Annotated in this window: 15 protein-coding genes, 1 tRNA gene and 1 pseudogene; 15 read left to right on the forward strand and 2 right to left on the reverse strand. The window is 59.1% G+C overall.

Going from position 1 to position 15,855, the window contains the following annotated elements:
* Window positions 1-94: 94 nt before the first annotated feature.
* Window positions 95-1,756: an OFA family MFS transporter gene (locus AD663_RS26305; RefSeq protein WP_053214793.1), complete on the reverse strand. Its 1,662-nt coding sequence runs from the start codon at window positions 1,754-1,756 to the stop codon at window positions 95-97.
* Window positions 1,757-2,140: 384 nt separating this feature from the next.
* Between AD663_RS26305 and AD663_RS26310 the strand changes: the two genes are divergently transcribed.
* The 9 genes and pseudogenes from AD663_RS26310 (at window position 2,141) to AD663_RS26350 (ending at window position 9,967) form a co-directional block, all read left to right on the forward strand.
* A complete protein-coding gene (locus tag AD663_RS26310) occupies window positions 2,141-4,366 on the forward strand; it encodes an AsmA family protein (RefSeq protein ID WP_053214794.1) in 2,226 nt (741 codons plus the stop codon).
* Entirely contained in the window at window positions 4,363-5,430 is a 1,068-nt protein-coding gene (gene mutY / locus AD663_RS26315) for an A/G-specific adenine glycosylase (protein WP_053214795.1), read from the forward strand. Before AD663_RS26310 ends, mutY begins: the two co-directional genes overlap by 4 nt.
* Complete coding sequence (locus tag AD663_RS26320) at window positions 5,427-5,699, forward strand: oxidative damage protection protein (protein ID WP_053214796.1); 273 nt, start codon at window positions 5,427-5,429, stop codon at window positions 5,697-5,699. Before mutY ends, AD663_RS26320 begins: the two co-directional genes overlap by 4 nt.
* Window positions 5,700-5,800: 101 nt before the next feature.
* Window positions 5,801-5,876: transfer RNA gene (locus tag AD663_RS26325), tRNA-Phe, on the forward strand.
* Window positions 5,877-6,238: 362 nt separating this feature from the next.
* Window positions 6,239-7,186: an antitoxin Xre/MbcA/ParS toxin-binding domain-containing protein gene (locus AD663_RS26330; protein WP_053214797.1), complete on the forward strand. Its 948-nt coding sequence runs from the start codon at window positions 6,239-6,241 to the stop codon at window positions 7,184-7,186.
* A gap of 122 nt (window positions 7,187-7,308) precedes the next feature.
* The gene (locus tag AD663_RS26335; RefSeq protein WP_003186757.1) at window positions 7,309-7,638 is read left to right on the forward strand and encodes a DHCW motif cupin fold protein; all 330 of its coding nucleotides are present in this window, start codon (window positions 7,309-7,311) and stop codon (window positions 7,636-7,638) included.
* A 65-nt stretch (window positions 7,639-7,703) separates the two neighbouring features.
* The gene (locus AD663_RS26340; protein WP_053214798.1) at window positions 7,704-8,105 is read left to right on the forward strand and encodes a hypothetical protein; all 402 of its coding nucleotides are present in this window, start codon (window positions 7,704-7,706) and stop codon (window positions 8,103-8,105) included.
* A 228-nt stretch (window positions 8,106-8,333) separates the two neighbouring features.
* A pseudogene (locus AD663_RS26345) lies at window positions 8,334-9,378 on the forward strand (YhcG family protein).
* A 142-nt stretch (window positions 9,379-9,520) separates the two neighbouring features.
* Complete coding sequence (locus AD663_RS26350) at window positions 9,521-9,967, forward strand: hypothetical protein (protein WP_003186760.1); 447 nt, start codon at window positions 9,521-9,523, stop codon at window positions 9,965-9,967.
* Window positions 9,968-9,976: 9 nt separating this feature from the next.
* On the opposite strand, the gene AD663_RS26355 is transcribed toward AD663_RS26350, so the two are convergent.
* Complete coding sequence (locus AD663_RS26355; protein ID WP_053214799.1) at window positions 9,977-10,426, reverse strand: hypothetical protein; 450 nt, start codon at window positions 10,424-10,426, stop codon at window positions 9,977-9,979.
* 339 nt (window positions 10,427-10,765) lie between these two features.
* Here AD663_RS26355 and AD663_RS26360 point away from each other — a divergent pair, with 339 nt between their 5' ends.
* From AD663_RS26360 to AD663_RS26385, 6 genes are all read left to right on the forward strand, one after another.
* Entirely contained in the window at window positions 10,766-11,266 is a 501-nt protein-coding gene (locus tag AD663_RS26360; protein WP_003186762.1) for a hypothetical protein, read from the forward strand.
* A gap of 300 nt (window positions 11,267-11,566) precedes the next feature.
* Entirely contained in the window at window positions 11,567-12,340 is a 774-nt protein-coding gene (locus tag AD663_RS26365) for an ABC transporter ATP-binding protein (RefSeq protein WP_003186763.1), read from the forward strand.
* A 13-nt stretch (window positions 12,341-12,353) separates the two neighbouring features.
* Entirely contained in the window at window positions 12,354-13,106 is a 753-nt protein-coding gene (locus AD663_RS26370) for an ABC transporter substrate-binding protein (protein WP_003186764.1), read from the forward strand.
* Between the two features lie 78 nt (window positions 13,107-13,184).
* Entirely contained in the window at window positions 13,185-13,880 is a 696-nt protein-coding gene (locus AD663_RS26375; RefSeq protein ID WP_003186765.1) for an ABC transporter permease, read from the forward strand.
* Window positions 13,877-14,566: an ABC transporter permease gene (locus AD663_RS26380; protein WP_053214800.1), complete on the forward strand. Its 690-nt coding sequence runs from the start codon at window positions 13,877-13,879 to the stop codon at window positions 14,564-14,566. Before AD663_RS26375 ends, AD663_RS26380 begins: the two co-directional genes overlap by 4 nt.
* Window positions 14,547-15,779, forward strand: a complete 1,233-nt coding sequence (locus AD663_RS26385) for a methyltransferase (protein WP_053214801.1) — start codon at window positions 14,547-14,549, stop codon at window positions 15,777-15,779. The genes AD663_RS26380 and AD663_RS26385 overlap by 20 nt, the downstream gene beginning before the upstream one ends.
* The last annotated feature ends 76 nt before the right edge of the window (window positions 15,780-15,855 follow it).

Here is a 15,855-nt window from a genome sequence, read left to right on the forward strand (position 1 = left end):
TGTCAGTCAACATAAGTGCCGACTGACCCACCGCTTTCGCGAGCAAGCCCGCTCCCACAGGGTTTGCCCTGGCCCGACGGGTCAGGGCAAGTTTTTAGTGGAACAGCACCGCGGTCTTCTGCAGGGTCACCCACACGCCCCACGCCAACGGAATGCCCACCACCAGCCAGGCGGCGATTGCCAGGGGCTTGGTGCCCGGTGCGGCTTTCCATTCCAGAGAGGTAGTGCTGTCGGCACCCTTGTCATGACCCAGCGCCTGTTCGGCGGCCAGTTCGGCGTCGGTCATGAAGTACTTGTCGGCGACCGGGCGAACCAGCAGATTGCACAGGAAGCCCAATACCAGCAGGCCGGCAAGGATGTACAAGGTGATGTCATAGGCCGCGGCACGTTCCACACCGATGCTCAATTGATACTCACGCAAGTAGTTGACCAATACCGGACCCAACACGCCTGCCGCAGCCCATGCGGTCAGCAAGCGACCGTGGATCGCGCCGACCATTTGCGTACCGAACAGGTCCGCCAGGTAGGCCGGCACGGTGGCGAAACCGCCGCCGTACATCGACAGGATGATGCAGAACGCGGCCACGAACAGCGCGACGCTGCCCAGGTGCCCCAGGTTCGGGATCAGCGCATACAAGGCAAAGCCCAGGGCGAAGAACACGAAATAAGTGTTTTTGCGGCCCAGGTAATCCGAGAACGACGCCCAGAAGAACCGGCCACCGATGTTGAACAGGCTCAGCAGACCCGTGAAACCGGCCGCGATGGCCGCGATCTGGCCCAGCTGTGTAGCGTCCAACTGACCGAACGGCAGGTCGTTGCCGAGCAGTTTGCCGCCGAACACTTCCTGCAACAGTGGCGAAGCCATGCCCAGGATGCCGATACCGGCCGATACGTTCAGGCACAGCACCAGCCATACCAGACGGAACTGCGGGGTTTTCCAGGCGACGTTCACGTGAACGTGGCGATGGGTGATCATCGCGTTCGCGGCTTTCTTCGGCGCCGGGGTCCAGCCTTCAGGCTTCCAGCCGGTCGGCGGGACGCGGTACGACAAGGCGCCACCGATCATGAACACGAAGTAGATCGCGGCCATGACCAGGAAGCTCTGCCATACGCCCACGCCAGTCGGCGAGGCGAAGTGGCTCATCAGCGCTGCGGCCAGCGGAGCACCGACCATCGCACCGCCGCCAAAGCCCATGATCGCCATGCCGGTCGCCATGCCGCGCTTGTCCGGGAACCACTTGATCAGCGTCGACACTGGCGAGATGTAGCCCAGGCCCAAGCCGATACCACCGATGACCCCGGAACCGACCCACATCAGCCAGATCTGGTGGGTATAGATACCCAGCGCGGAAATCAGCAGGCCACCGCACCAGCACAATGCCGATACAACGCCAGCCTTGCGCGGCCCGGCGTGTTCCAGCCAGCCACCCCAAATGGCTGCCGAGCAGCCCAGGAAGATGAAGAACAGGGTGTAGATCCAGCCGAGCATCGAGATCGGCCAGTCACACTGGGATGAAAAGACTTGCGAGATGAAGCTCATGTCCGGTGCGCAGGCCACAGGCTTGGTGACGCCCAAGGCTTTGGACAGCGGCAACCAGAACACCGAGAAGCCATAGGCCATGCCGATACAAAGGTGGATAGCCAGTGCAGCCGGCGGAACCAGCCACCGGTTGAAGCCAGGCTTGGCGATGATGCGTTCCTTGGAGAGGAACGCAGGCTGGTCGGCGACGCCGCCCGCCGTAATGCTCGTGCTCATTTGTGTATCCCCCAGTTATTAGAATGGTTCGCCAGCCACGCATCACCCTCAACCTTATTTGCACGCAGGCATGGCTGTATTTTTAGGTGAAGCTCCATATTGGTGCGACGTCAAGTCGCAGAAAGACGTGCGAACGAGTAAAGGTTACCATTTGCCCGTGACAGAAAAACCAAAGTGCTATCACGTTTTTTGTGTCATTCGTCTTATCGCGCCGTTGGCCATTTTCTATAGGGGGCCAGCTGTTTATTTTTCCGGCCTTTGCAATATAGAGCTGTTTTTCAGGTGATTGTGGAACGGCGCTGGAAAACGATGACCCAACGCTCCATCGATTGCCGGCGTTATACTCCCAGGCAAATTTTGAACTCAACCTGTAAGGATTCGCCCATGAAAGCGTTCGGCAAAATCCTGGGTCTGGTACTTCTCGGGCTGTTGCTGATCATTGTGGCCCTGGGCTTTGCCCTGACCCATCTGTTCGATCCCAACGACTACAAAGAAGAGATCCGCCAGATAGCCCGCGACAAAGCCCACATTGAGCTGACCCTCAATGGCGACATCGGCTGGAGCCTGTTTCCATGGCTGGGTCTGGAATTGCACGACGCCAGCGTAGCCACCCTGGCCAATCCGACACAGCCTTTCGCCGACTTGCAGATGCTTGGCCTTTCGGTGCGGGTGATACCGCTGTTGCGCCGGGAAGTGCAGATGAGCGATGTCCGGGTCGAAGGCCTGAACCTGCGCCTGAACCGTGACAAAAACGGTCACGGCAACTGGGAAGACATCGGCAAGGTGCCCACGGCTGCGACGACCGCGAACACGCCAGCACCAGCCGAACAGCCAGCCCCACCTGCCAGCCCCCCAGCGGAGAAAACGGCCCAGCCGACCCGCTTGGACATCGACAGCCTGACCGTGAATAACGCCCGGGTCGAATATACCGACGAGCGCACCGGCAAGCTGCTCACTGCCGAAAGCATCCAGCTGAGCACTGGCCCGGTCCATGATTCCACCAACATCCCGGTCACCCTCACCGCATTCCTGTCCAGCAGCCAACCGGCCGTGCGCGTGCGCACCGAAGTCACCGGTGAACTGCGCTTCGAGCGCGCCTTGCAACGCTACAAGTTCGAAGACCTGAAACTGTCTGGCGAAGCCACGGGCGACCCGTTGCAGGGCAAGACCCTGAATTTCGCCGCCCAGGGTCAATTATTCCTGGATAAAGCGGCCAACGTCGCCGAATGGACCGGCATCAAGCTGTCGCTCAATCAGTTGCGCGCCTTGGGCGAGCTGAAGGTCAACGACCTCGACAAGACACCACAACTGAACGGTGGATTGTCCATCGCCCCGTTCGACCTGGCGAACTTCGTTGACAGTGTCGGCCAGAAACTGCCCGCCATGGCCGAAGGCAGCCTGAGCAAAGTCGAATTGGTCACCCGCATTGCCGGCACGCCGACCAGCGTCGACTTCAATGACATCAACCTGAAGATCGACGACAGCAGCTTCAGCGGTCGCATTGCCGTGGAGGATTTTGCCAAGCAGTCCCTGCGCGCGCAGCTCAAGGCCGACACCTTCAACGTCGACCGCTACTTGCCGCCGAAATCCGCCGAAGCCGACAGCTCCAAGGCGGCCCGTGAGGCCGAAGTCAGCAACACCGAAGCCAGTGCCATGGCGGGCGCCGGCAGCACACCGCTGCCCAGCGCCCCGACCCAGGGTGCGTGGAGCAATGACCGGCTGTTTCCGGTGGAGCGTCTGAGCAAGCTGGACCTCGATGCCGACCTGACTTTCGGTCAACTGACCCTCGACAAGCTTGCGATTCAGAACGCCGCGCTCAAGGCGACAGGCCTTGCCGGTTTGTTGACCTTGGAACACCTGCGAGGCGATCTGTATGGCGGCAACTTCGAAGCCAAGGGCACGCTGGACGTGCGCCAGCCCACACCGCAGTTGAGCCTGCAAACCCGCATCAACCGGGTGCCAGCCGAAAAAATCATCGAAAGCCAGGGCAAGAATCCGCCGGTCAAAGGACTGGTCACGCTCAACAGCGCGGTAACCGCCAGCGGCAATAGCCAGAAGGCGCTGATCGACAGCCTCAACGGCAACGCCGGGTTCGTCATCAACGATGGCATGCTGCTCAATGCAAACCTTGAGCAGCAACTGTGCAAAGGCATCGCCACCCTGAATCGCCAAGCCCTCAGTGGCGAACCCCGAGGCAAGGACACGCCGTTCCAGCAACTCGATGGCAACCTCACCTTCCATAATGGCGTCGCCAGCAACCCCGACCTGAAAGTCCGCGTCCCCGGCATGAGGGTCAACGGTAACGGCGACATCGACCTGCGGGTCCTGGGCATGGACTATCGCGTCGGCGTCATCGTCGAAGGCGACAAGAGCGACATGCCCGACCCCGCCTGCCAGGTCAACGAACGCTACGTCGATATCGAATGGCCGTTGCGCTGCCGTGGCCCGCTGGAGTTGGGTGCGAAGGCATGCCGCCTGGACAACGATGGGCTGGGCAAGGTCGCGGCGAAACTGGCCGGCGACCGTCTCGGCGACAAGATCGATGAAAAACTCGGCGACAAGGTCAGCCCCGAACTGAAAAATGCGCTCAAGGGGTTATTCAAGCGATGAGGGCCGAGCAGTTTTCCAGCGCCGTACTGGACTGGTTCGACCGCCACGGGCGTCATGACTTGCCGTGGCAACAAGGCATCAACCCGTATCGGGTGTGGGTCTCGGAAATCATGTTGCAGCAGACCCAGGTCAGCACCGTGCTCAATTACTTCGACCGGTTCATGGCCTCACTGCCCACCGTCGAAGCCCTGGCCGCCGCGCCGGAGGATGAAGTGCTGCACCTGTGGACCGGGCTGGGCTACTACACCCGGGCGCGCAACCTGCAAAAAACCGCGAAAATCGTGGTCGAGCAGTACGGAGGGGAGTTTCCCCGGGACGTGGAAAAACTCACCGAGCTGCCGGGGATCGGTCTATCCACTGCCGGGGCCATTGCCAGCATCAGCATGGGCCTGCGGGCGCCGATCCTCGACGGCAACGTCAAGCGGGTCCTGGCACGCTTCACCGCCCAGGAAGGCTACCCGGGCGAGCCCAAGGTCGCCAAACAGCTCTGGGCCACCGCCGAGCGCTTCACGCCCCAGGATCGCGTCAACGCCTACACCCAGGCGATGATGGACCTGGGAGCAACGCTCTGCACCCGCAGCAAGCCCAGCTGCCTGCTCTGCCCGCTGAAACAAGGCTGCGAGGCCCACATGCTGGGCCTGGAAACGCGCTACCCGATTCCCAAGCCACGCAAGGACGTACCGAAAAAACGCACCCTGATGCCAATGCTCGCCAACCACGAAGGCGCGATCCTGCTTTACCGTCGCCCTTCCACCGGTTTGTGGGGCGGCTTGTGGAGCCTGCCGGAACTCGACGACCTCGACGACCTGCAGCACCTGGCCCTGCAACACTCGCTGGAGCTGGGCAGGCAGCAAGAAATGCCGAGCCTGGTACACACCTTCAGCCACTTCCAGTTGGCGATCGAACCCTGGCTGGTCCGGGTCCGGGAAACCGCTCATCACGTGGCCGAGGCCGACTGGCTCTGGTATAACCTCGCCACCCCGCCGCGCCTGGGCCTTGCCGCCCCGGTCAAAACCTTGCTCGAACGCGCGGCCGCCGTATTGAACGCAGGAGAGTTGCAATGACCCGCACCATCATGTGCCGCAAGTACAAAGAACAACTCGAAGGCCTGGAACGCGCACCATTCCCGGGTGCCAAGGGCCAGGACATCTACGACAACGTCTCGGCCAAGGCCTGGGCCGACTGGCAAAAACACCAGACCCTGCTGATCAACGAAAAGCGCCTGAACATGATGAACGCCGAAGACCGCAAGTACCTTCAGGGCGAAATGGACAAGTTCTTTTCCGGCGAAGAATACGCCAAGGCCGAAGGCTACGTGCCGCCGTCCGAATAAGTGGTTCAGGCCGGGGCGGATCGTAACCGACGGTAATAATTAAATATTTTTTGAAATCATGCTTGACGCCCCCCTGAAAAACCCGTTTAATGCGCCCCGTTGCCCAGATAGCTCAGTCGGTAGAGCAGGGGATTGAAAATCCCCGTGTCGGCGGTTCGATTCCGTCTCTGGGCACCAAATACCGAAAACCCCGATCAAGAAATTGATCGGGGTTTTTTATTGTCTGCGGTTTCTTGCGATGGCGACTGATCTATTTTAGGCCGCCCCCCCCTATAGATCAGTCGGCAGAAGTGTTGCGGCTCGTTTCCGTCTTTGATCGCCGCATCGTGAGCGATTAACCTTTCTCCACGCTGATCCGACGGGCTCTCCCATTTGGGATCGCCTTTTTGCGCCACACGCAGCGAGAGTTTGCGTCACACGCAGAATCTGCGTAATACTGCGCCCAACAACTAACCCTCGTGACCGGTGTGGCATGACCATCTGGTTGGAGGGGGAAAAAGCCGGCGCAAGCCGGTTTTTTCATTTCTGGAGCAAGGGATATGCAGGGAGTGCCCGATTTCGAACCTCTGCGCACTCGTATTTACATTGATGGCTATAATTTCTACTACGGTTGCCTGAAGGGAACCTCCTACAAATGGCTCGACCTGCTGTCACTTTTTGAAAAACACCTTTTGCCATCAGTGCTGGTCAAGGACACTAACAACCTCGTCAGGCAATCAGCCCTGCTCGCCTGCCCCTCGATAAAATTCTTTACAGCCAAAATCATCGAAACCGTGGCGCGAGCACCTGACTCGGTTTCATCCCAAGCCCGCTATCACACTGCTCTACGCAAGCTATACGGCAACCGTATTGACTTGGTGGAGGGCTATTACGCGGTCAACAAGATGAAGGTGAAAGTTGTCGATGCCAGCCACCCAAATCGCGCGCCTCGTGAATGTGAAGAAATCCAGGCCTGGAAAGTTGAGGAAAAGCAGAGTGACGTAAACCTGTCTCTACAGGCCTATCACGACGCAATGACTGGGGAGATCGATCATGCTGTTTTCGTCACGAACGACACGGATATCGCCCCAGCCCTTCAGATGATTCGTAGCTACACCCCTGTCCGGGTGGGCGTAGTCATTCCAACGACAAATCACGAACGAATCCCCAATACCGAACTGGCCGAATCAGCTCATTGGGTGCGAACCCATATCACTCGTGCAGAGCTCGCGGCATGCCAGCTCCCCCGAGTAATTCCCGGGCGAAAAGCGACGGTTAAGCCCGAATCCTGGTATCCCCGTCCTGATCTACTTCATCAGGTCCTCAAGCTGGCAATCCCCATCCGAGGTGATCGTGGCAAGGCGTTCAAATGGATGGAACAACCGAATAGCCATCTAGATGGCCAACGGCCCATTGAATTGGTAGAAACAGAGGAGGGAACCCAGCAAGTCTTGAGTTACATCCAGGACTGGATAGCTCATCAAACCAAACTCCAAGACAGTGTTTAGACGCCATCAAAGAGTGGAAAGGAAGGCAGCCAAAGCTTCCTCTTCCGGCGAGTTCTTCCTCTGCCCAACCGACTCAGTTACATTCCCTCATGTTGCTCCCCTTTCCCTACAGACGAGTCGACATGGACATCACCGGCATCCCCTTTGGCACCACCGATTGGTCAACCATCGAGCCCACCGAACACAAGGGCGTTACCGGAACCGCTTACTGGCGCACCCGGCAGTTCGGGAACATCCGGGTGCGGATGGTGGAATATACGGCGGGGTATCTGGCCGATCACTGGTGCACCAAGGGGCACATCCTGTTTTGCCTGAAAGGCGAGCTGCACACGGAATTGGAGGATGGGCGGCAGTTCGTGCTCAAGGCTGGCATGAGCTATCAAGTGGCCGACCAGGCCGAGCCTCATCGATCTTCCACCGAGCTGGGCGCAACCTTGTTCGTGGTGGATTGAGGTTCGAAGCGTCGGCCGTGAAGCTGTAGGATAGATGGCCTTATTTACATGCCAGGAATCGACTCATGTCATCGGCGGACAAACAGCAGAAACGCAACCAGCGCGCCAAGGCGAAAGCCAAGAAAAACCGGATTCAACGCGCCGCTGCGCCGAACGATTTCCTGGACCCGAACGATGAGCGCATCGATCTGGAGACGGTGGATCTGTCGGAACTGTTCCAGGTCATGAACGCAGCCGAAAAGATCAGCCAACAGGCCATGTGTGCGGTTTTCCTGGGGCATCCTCTGCTGGCGCTGGTGTTGGAGCAGGAAGGCGAAGAAGAAGCCACTGATTTCATCATTACCGCCCTGATCGAATACCGGCGCATGACCAAAGGCGTCGATGAGCAGACCGCGCTGGACTGGGTCGAGAGCAAGCAATTCCAGGCCGATTATGTGGCCGCCTCCCAGGCGCTGGCGCAAGGCTAGGCCTGAGCGTCGTCCCGCCAGACACTTTTTGGCGGGGGGCGCTTGCGGTGGACGACACGCTGCTGGGATAACTCCTACAAACCAGGTTCAAGCGACATATAGCGGCGTCATCCCCATCCTGCGTTGACTACCTATATTTCCTCCAAGCCAATCAGCCCCGTCCTGCATCATCGAAAATGCCTCTGGAGCATGCTTTGGGTCCGCCCCCTTTAATGGCTGGACGCATCGATGACTTCTATTTCGCCTCAGGATGACCCACAACTCGCGCCACTGATCACCGAGCTCGGCGAACTGATCCGCCAGGCTCGCCAGAAGGTCCTGCGCGCCGTTGATACGCTCCAAGTACAGACGTGCTGGCAGATCGGGCGACACATCATTGAATTCGAACAGGGCGGGGCTGAACGAGCGGCGTATGGAAAACGCCTGCTGCCGTCGCTGGCGAAGGTGCTGACGGCTCGGTTTGGCAAGGGGTTTGATGAACGCAACCTGCGTCACATGCGAGACTTTTATCAGAAATTCCCGATTTGGGACGCAGTGCGTACCGAATTGAGTTGGACCCATTACCGCACGCTTTTGCGCGTGGAGCACGACGACGCCCGGCGCTGGTACATAAGTGGTCATCCAAAACTGGTCCACCCGCGCCCTCGAACGCCAGATCGGCACCTTCTATTACGAACGTCTGCTCACCAGCCGCGACCGGCCGGCGGTGGAGCAGGAGGCTGTGGTCAACACGAGGGAATTGAACCTCGGCCCCAGGGATATCGTCAGGGATCCGGTAGTTCTGGAGTTCCTCGGCCTACCCAATGCCGGCATCGTCCTGGAAACAGAACTGGAACAGGCCCTGATCGACCAACTGCAGGGTTTTCTTCTGGAGCTGGGCAAAGGCTTCGCCTTCATCGCTCGTCAACAACGCATCAGCACCGAAAGCAAAGATTTCTACGTCGACCTGGTCTTCTACAACTACCTGCTCAAGCGCTTTGTCATCGTCGACCTCAAGCGTGGCGAACTGAGCCACCAAGACATCGGGCAAATGGATATGTACGTGCGCCTCTACGAAGATCTCAAACGCAGCCCCGAAGACAAACCCACCGTCGGCATCATTCTCTGTGCCCAGAAAGACGAATCGGTGATGCGTTATTCGGTATTGCAGGGCAATGAGCAGTTATTCGCCAGCCAGTACAAGCTGGTGCTCCCCACGGAAGAAGAACTGCGCACCGAGCTGGACCGTGAACGGGCACGGCTTGAGCACATGACAACCGGGCCAGGTTTGTAGATTTCCAAGGGGATTGTCCAGGCTCATGGCGGTAAACTGCACGCCGAAAGCCAGCCAGGCCAGGGCAGCGAGTTCCGCTTCACTGTGCCGAAAATCGACTGAGCCGTGCGCCGCCCCTTCAACAATTGGAAACCGAAGCCCAATGGCCTCACTGAACAAACAGCAAAAACGCGCCAAGCGCGCCAAAGACAAAGCCAAGCAGATCCGCATGACCGGGCGTAAATCCACCCCGATGTACGGTGACCCGGCCTACGCCACCGCCCAGCCTCCGGTCTATGTGCTGGAACTGTTCGCCAAGCTGCGCGAAGCCGAAGCCATCAGCCGCAGCGAAATGCTCGACACGTTGCTCGCCTCGCTGAGCGTGATGATCAGCGAACGCCCAGGGCTGCTCGATCTGAAAAACGCCGAGAACGAAAGCATGGCGGCGACCAACCTGGCCGCCGACATGCTGGTGGACTACCGCATGTGGGTCGATGAAATGGACCGCGAGACGGCACAGCGCTGGCTCAGCACGCCGGAGTTCATCAAGGACTTCAGCGAAGCATTGGACCGGTATCGTCAGTCCATGAAAGAGCCCGCCGGCGAATAAGCCGACCGGTTATTCGTCGCCGTTCCAATGGAACACCAGGTTGCGTGCAGCGCCGCTGCCAACTTCGGCGGTGTCGCGCCGCTCCTCACCGTTGCGCGTCGCCAGCACGGTGTACTTGCCCGGCGGCAGTTGGACATATACGAGCGGCCCCGCGTCGCTGAGCGTTAGTAGCGTCTGCCCTGATGCATTCTGGACGACGACATCCACATCCGGGATGTATTTGTTTTCCGGCCCGACCGCGAAGGTCATGTGCAGGTTGTAGCCCTGGGCCTGCCCGATTGCCCGGGCTTCATCCTCACCAATCCCGCCGGACAGGTAGCTGATACCGTTCTGCTGCATGGGCTGGACCTGGACACCTGTGTTGTCTATGGGCGCTAGGTTGGTGGCATTGAGCCCGATGGGGAACAGCAGGATACTGATGGCGATGAAAGGTAATACAAAATAATGAATGAGCTTCATGGCGAGGACTCCAGGTTCTGGAAACAACTCACATGAGTTCTTTTTGGAGCACCATTGCGCGTTAAGGTTTAGATCGATTGGGACTATTCCTGATAATCGAATCCACGCTCAGTACCACCCCGGACCGCGCATCGAGAATAGGATTACTGTGGCAACGCCAGGGTTGTAACTTGGGTAGCATGGCGTTAGAAAACAGCTCCATCGCCCCTGTGGGAGTGAGCTTGCTCACGATGAGGCCATCAACCTCAGCTCTTCGTTGGCTGCTCTACCGCTATCGCGAGCAAGCCCGCTTCCACAGGCTTTATCGATTTTTGTTCAATAGATAACGGAACCACGCCCATGGCCTCCGCGAACAAGCAACAGAAACGCGCCAAGCGCGCAAAAGCAAAAGCCAAGCAAATACGCGTCAGTCGTACAAAACCTGCTGCCACCACGTTTGGTCTTCCCGAATACGACGATCCATATGTAATGGATGCCCTGCACGACGAATTCGCAGAACGCCCAAGAGACTTCTTGTCGTTGTTTTATGAGATGCACGACGCCGAAGAAGAGTCGGGGCGCATTGACATGATGGTCAGGATGATCGGACTACTCCTTGCAATGACGAATGAACAGCCCGAGCTGCTGCATAATGAAAATGCTGAAAACGAAGCCATGGCGGTCCAGACTCTGGCCGAAAATACCCTGGTCGCTTACCGAAGGTGGGCTGACGACATTGATCAGGAAGCAGCGGAGCATTGGCTTCACAGCCCTGAAGTACAGACGGATTTCGAAACTGTACGAGCCAGTTTCAAAGAGGTTCTCAAAATACTGTGGGATCTCGAGGATGCTCCCGAATAACCCAACAGACTTTTGATTGTGGCACGCTCATCCGGTTAACCCTTCCAACCCCCGTCCAAAGCTGGCACCATCGCGCCTTTTTTTACGCGACTCCCCGGGCTTTTCACCGGTAAATACGGTTCAAACGGCCGTTCGGTTGTTGATGGCGCGACAGACTGCTGTGCCGATGCGACAACCTGCCACACATCACCGGTTTACCGCCCGTAGCGCTGTTGGCTGCCATTCGGACGCATGCTAGCTTGGCCGCCTCGCCACGGAAGGCAGCCAACAGCAAGGGAGCACACACCATGAGGACCGCACATGGCCCAGGCCACGCCCGCGCTTGAAATCCGCAACCTGCACAAACGCTACGGACAGCTTGAGGTGCTCAAGGGCGTCTCGCTGACCGCCCGTGACGGCGATGTGATCTCGATCCTGGGCTCATCCGGGTCCGGCAAGTCCACGTTCCTGCGCTGCATCAACCTGCTGGAAAACCCTAACCAAGGGCAAATTCTGGTGGCCGGCGAAGAGCTCAAGCTCAAGGCTGCAAAAAACGGTGAGCTGATGGCCGCCGACGGCAGGCAGATCAATCGCATGCGCAGCGAGATCGGTTTTGTATTTCAAAACTTTAACCTTTGGCCGCACATGAGCGTGCTCGATAACATCATCGAAGCCCCACGCCGGGTGCTTGGCCAGAGCAAGGCCGAAGCCGTCGAAGTGGCCGAAGCCCTGCTCGCCAAGGTCGGCATCGCCGACAAGCGCCACGCCTATCCTGCCGAGCTGTCCGGCGGCCAGCAGCAACGTGCGGCCATCGCCCGCACCCTGGCGATGCAGCCCAAGGTAATTCTGTTCGACGAGCCCACTTCTGCCCTTGACCCGGAAATGGTCCAGGAAGTACTAAGTGTGATCCGCGCCTTGGCCGAAGAGGGGCGCACCATGCTGCTGGTGACTCACGAAATGGGCTTTGCCCGCCAGGTTTCCAGCGAAGTGGTGTTCCTCCATCAAGGCTTGGTCGAGGAGCAGGGATCGCCACAGCAGGTCTTTGAAAACCCACTTTCGGCGCGCTGCAAACAATTCATGTCCAGCAACCGCTAACGGAGCAGTACACATGCAGACCTACAGGAAATTTCTTTTGGCCGCAGCCGTCAGCCTGGTCGTTTCGGCCAGCGCCACGGCCGCTGACAAACTGAAGATGGGCATCGAAGCGGCCTACCCGCCATTCAACAACAAGGACGCCAGCGGCCAAGTCGTCGGGTTCGACAAAGACATTGGCGACGCCCTGTGCGCCAAGATGAAAGTTGAATGTGAAGTGGTCACGTCCGACTGGGACGGCATCATCCCGGCCCTGATGGCCAAGAAGTTTGATTTCCTGATTTCTTCGTTATCCGTCAACGACGAGCGCAAGCAAGCCGTGGACTTCACCGACCCGTACTACTCCAACAAACTGCAATTCATCGCGCCGAAAAACGTCGAATTCAAAACCGATAAAGATTTTCTCAAAGGCAAGGTTATCGGGGCACAGCGCTCGACCCTCGCCGGCACTTGGCTGCAAGACGAACTGGGCGACGATATTACCGCCAAGCTCTACGACACCCAGGAAAACGCCTATCTCGACCTGACTTCCGGCCGCCTTGACGCGATCCTGGCGGACAAATATGTGAACTACGACTGGCTGAAAACCGAAGCCGGCCGTGCCTACGAATTCAAGGGTGACCCGGTGGTAGAGGGCGACAAGATCGCCATTGCCGTGCGCAAGGGCGATCCTCTGCGCGAAAAATTGAATGCCGCTTTGAAGGAAATCGTCGCCGACGGCACCTATAAGAAAATCAATGACAAGTACTTCCCGTTCAGCATCTATTGATCCTGACGTGCCTGGCCGGTGCGGCTCCACAGCTGCGCCGGCCCTTAGCAAAGCCTGCCGCGATATGAACACACACCCATGATGATCGATCTCTACGGATTCGGCCCGGCGCTCGCCGCTGGCGCGCTGATGACCGTCAAACTCGCGCTCTCGGCCCTGTGCCTGGGGCTGGTACTCGGTCTGCTTGGCGCCTTGGCCAAGACCTCACCGCACAAGCCGCTGCAATGGCTTGGCGGCACTTATTCGACATTGGTCCGCGGCATTCCGGAATTGCTCTGGGTACTGCTGATCTATTTCGGCACCGTCAATCTGATGCGCGCCTTGGGCGAATACCTGGGCGATCCCGAGCTTGCCCTCAACGCTTTCGCCGCCGGCGTCATCGCCCTGGGCCTGTGCTTTGGCGCCTACGCCACGGAAGTGTTTCGCGGCGCGATCCTGGCGATTCCCAAGGGTCACCGTGAGGCCGGCGTCGCCTTGGGCCTGTCAAAGTGGCGGATCTTCACCAAGCTGATCATGCCGCAAATGTGGCGCATCGCCCTGCCCGGCCTGGGCAACCTGTTCATGATCCTCATGAAAGACACCGCGCTGGTCTCGGTGATCGGCCTGGAAGAAATCATGCGCCACGCGCAAATCGGTGTGACCGTGTCCAAACAACCGTTCACCTTCTACATGGTGGCAGCGTTCATGTACCTGGGGCTGACGGTGCTCGCCATGATCGGCATGCACCTGCTGGAACGACGCGCCGCCCGCGGTTTTACCAGGAGCACCCAATGAACTGGGAAGTCATCATCAAGTGGTTGCCGAAACTGGCCCAGGGCGCCACGCTGACCTTGGAACTGGTAGCCATCGCCGTGATTGCCGGCCTGCTGCTGGCGATCCCACTGGGCATCGCCCGTTCTTCGCGGCTGTGGTACGTGCGGGCCTTGCCCTATGCCTACATTTTCTTTTTCCGTGGCACGCCGCTGTTGGTCCAGCTGTTCCTCGTCTACTACGGCCTGGCGCAATTCGACGCCGTGCGCAGCAGCGCGTTGTGGCCGTACCTGCGCGATCCGTTCTGGTGTGCCACCGCCACCATGACCCTGCACACTGCCGCCTACATCGCCGAGATCCTGCGCGGCGCAATCCAGGCCATTCCCCGTGGCGAGATCGAAGCCGCACGGGCCCTGGGCATGTCGCGGCCCAAGGCGCTGTTCTACATCATGCTGCCCCGCGCCGCGCGCATCGGCCTGCCGGCCTACAGCAACGAAGTGATCCTGATGCTCAAGGCCAGCGCGCTGGCGAGTACCGTGACCCTGCTGGAACTCACCGGCATGGCCCGCACGATCATTGCGCGGACTTATCTGCCGGTGGAGCTCTTCTTTGCAGCCGGCATGTTCTACCTGTTGATGGCATTCCTGTTGGTGCAAGGCTTCAAGCAGCTGGAGCGCTGGTTGCGCGTCGATGCCTGCCAAGGACGCTGACGGCAGCGTGCTGACGGGCCCAGCCTTGCTGGCCCGTTTCACAGCGCTGGACGCATTCCTCACGGCGCATCAAGCGCTGTGGAAACCGCGCCCGTTCACCCATCTGCACCTGCCCTGGGAAACCTCCTACCCGGAACTGGCCCAATGGCTACGTCAGCGCTCACTGGAGGCTGCGGAAAGCGACCATCATCAACCCTGGTTGATTCAAGACGCGCCAGCACCCTTTCCTGAACTGGCGGCAACTTCCCGTACATTGAGTGCTGTCGCAGCATTGCCGGACAGAACCCTCGAAGCGCCTGTCTATCGCCTCAACGTCGACGTGCCCGGGCGCAAATGGCAACAGATCGAAGCCTTCGCCAGCCGCCTGCACTTCGCCAACGAACCGACCCACTGGCTGGACTGGTGCGGCGGCAAAGGCCACCTTGGGCGACGCCTGGTGCACGGTTCACAAAGCCTGACGTGCCTGGAATACGATCCGGCCCTGATCGCCAGCGGCGAGCAACTGAGCCGACACCATCACCTGCCCGCCGTACACCTGCAGCAAGACGTGATGGCGGCGGATGCAGCCCAGGCGATACGCCCTGAACACACGCCCGTCGCCCTGCATGCCTGCGGCGATCTGCATGTGCGACTCATGCAGTTGGCGAGCGCCGCCGGTTGCGCGCAGTTGGCTATCGCCCCGTGCTGCTACAACCGCATCAACGCTGAGCGTTACCAGGCATTGTCCGACCCCGGCAAAGGCTCTGCCCTACAACTCTCCCTTGATGATCTGAGCCTGCCACTGACGGAAACCGTCACCGCCGGTGCCCGCATACGTAGGCAACGGGACCAATCCATGTCTCGGCGCCTGGGGTTTGACCTGTTGCAACGGCAAATCCGGGGGCGCGATGACTACCTGCCCACGCCTTCATTGCCCAGCGCCTGGCTGGAAAAATCCTTCGCCCAATACTGCATCGACCTGGCAGCTTTGAAAGACTTATCCACAGTCGGCACGCCTGATTGGGCGGCGCTGGAAGCCACAGGCCAGCAACGCCTGGCCCAGGTGCGCAACCTGGAACTGGTACGGGGCCTGTTCCGACGCCCCCTGGAGCTTTGGCTGGTGTTGGACCGGGCACTTTTCCTTAGGGAAAAAGGCTATGAGGTTCGCCTTGGCACCTTCTGCGAAACGCCCCTGACGCCTCGAAACCTGATGCTGCTGGCAGAGCGTCACTAAGGCCTGACAGCCTGTGGATAACTCTGTTGATGAAATCCAGCTGGATCCAAGAAATTCATGATTTCCTGACCAAAAC

It is taken from the genome of Pseudomonas sp. Q12-87 (assembly GCF_001269755.1).
Taxonomy (GTDB): Bacteria; Pseudomonadota; Gammaproteobacteria; order Pseudomonadales; family Pseudomonadaceae; genus Aquipseudomonas; species Aquipseudomonas fluorescens_S.

Coding starts and splice junctions, on each gene's coding strand:
- AD663_RS26305 (WP_053214793.1), bottom strand. CDS start 1,756: ATGAGCACGAGCATTACGGCGGGCGGCGTCGCCGACCAGCCTGCGTTC.
- AD663_RS26310 (WP_053214794.1), top strand. CDS start 2,141: ATGAAAGCGTTCGGCAAAATCCTGGGTCTGGTACTTCTCGGGCTGTTG.
- mutY (WP_053214795.1), top strand. CDS start 4,363: ATGAGGGCCGAGCAGTTTTCCAGCGCCGTACTGGACTGGTTCGACCGC.
- AD663_RS26320 (WP_053214796.1), top strand. CDS start 5,427: ATGACCCGCACCATCATGTGCCGCAAGTACAAAGAACAACTCGAAGGC.
- AD663_RS26330 (WP_053214797.1), top strand. CDS start 6,239: ATGCAGGGAGTGCCCGATTTCGAACCTCTGCGCACTCGTATTTACATT.
- AD663_RS26335 (WP_003186757.1), top strand. CDS start 7,309: ATGGACATCACCGGCATCCCCTTTGGCACCACCGATTGGTCAACCATC.
- AD663_RS26340 (WP_053214798.1), top strand. CDS start 7,704: ATGTCATCGGCGGACAAACAGCAGAAACGCAACCAGCGCGCCAAGGCG.
- AD663_RS26350 (WP_003186760.1), top strand. CDS start 9,521: ATGGCCTCACTGAACAAACAGCAAAAACGCGCCAAGCGCGCCAAAGAC.
- AD663_RS26355 (WP_053214799.1), bottom strand. CDS start 10,426: ATGAAGCTCATTCATTATTTTGTATTACCTTTCATCGCCATCAGTATC.
- AD663_RS26360 (WP_003186762.1), top strand. CDS start 10,766: ATGGCCTCCGCGAACAAGCAACAGAAACGCGCCAAGCGCGCAAAAGCA.
- AD663_RS26365 (WP_003186763.1), top strand. CDS start 11,567: ATGGCCCAGGCCACGCCCGCGCTTGAAATCCGCAACCTGCACAAACGC.
- AD663_RS26370 (WP_003186764.1), top strand. CDS start 12,354: ATGCAGACCTACAGGAAATTTCTTTTGGCCGCAGCCGTCAGCCTGGTC.
- AD663_RS26375 (WP_003186765.1), top strand. CDS start 13,185: ATGATGATCGATCTCTACGGATTCGGCCCGGCGCTCGCCGCTGGCGCG.
- AD663_RS26380 (WP_053214800.1), top strand. CDS start 13,877: ATGAACTGGGAAGTCATCATCAAGTGGTTGCCGAAACTGGCCCAGGGC.
- AD663_RS26385 (WP_053214801.1), top strand. CDS start 14,547: ATGCCTGCCAAGGACGCTGACGGCAGCGTGCTGACGGGCCCAGCCTTG.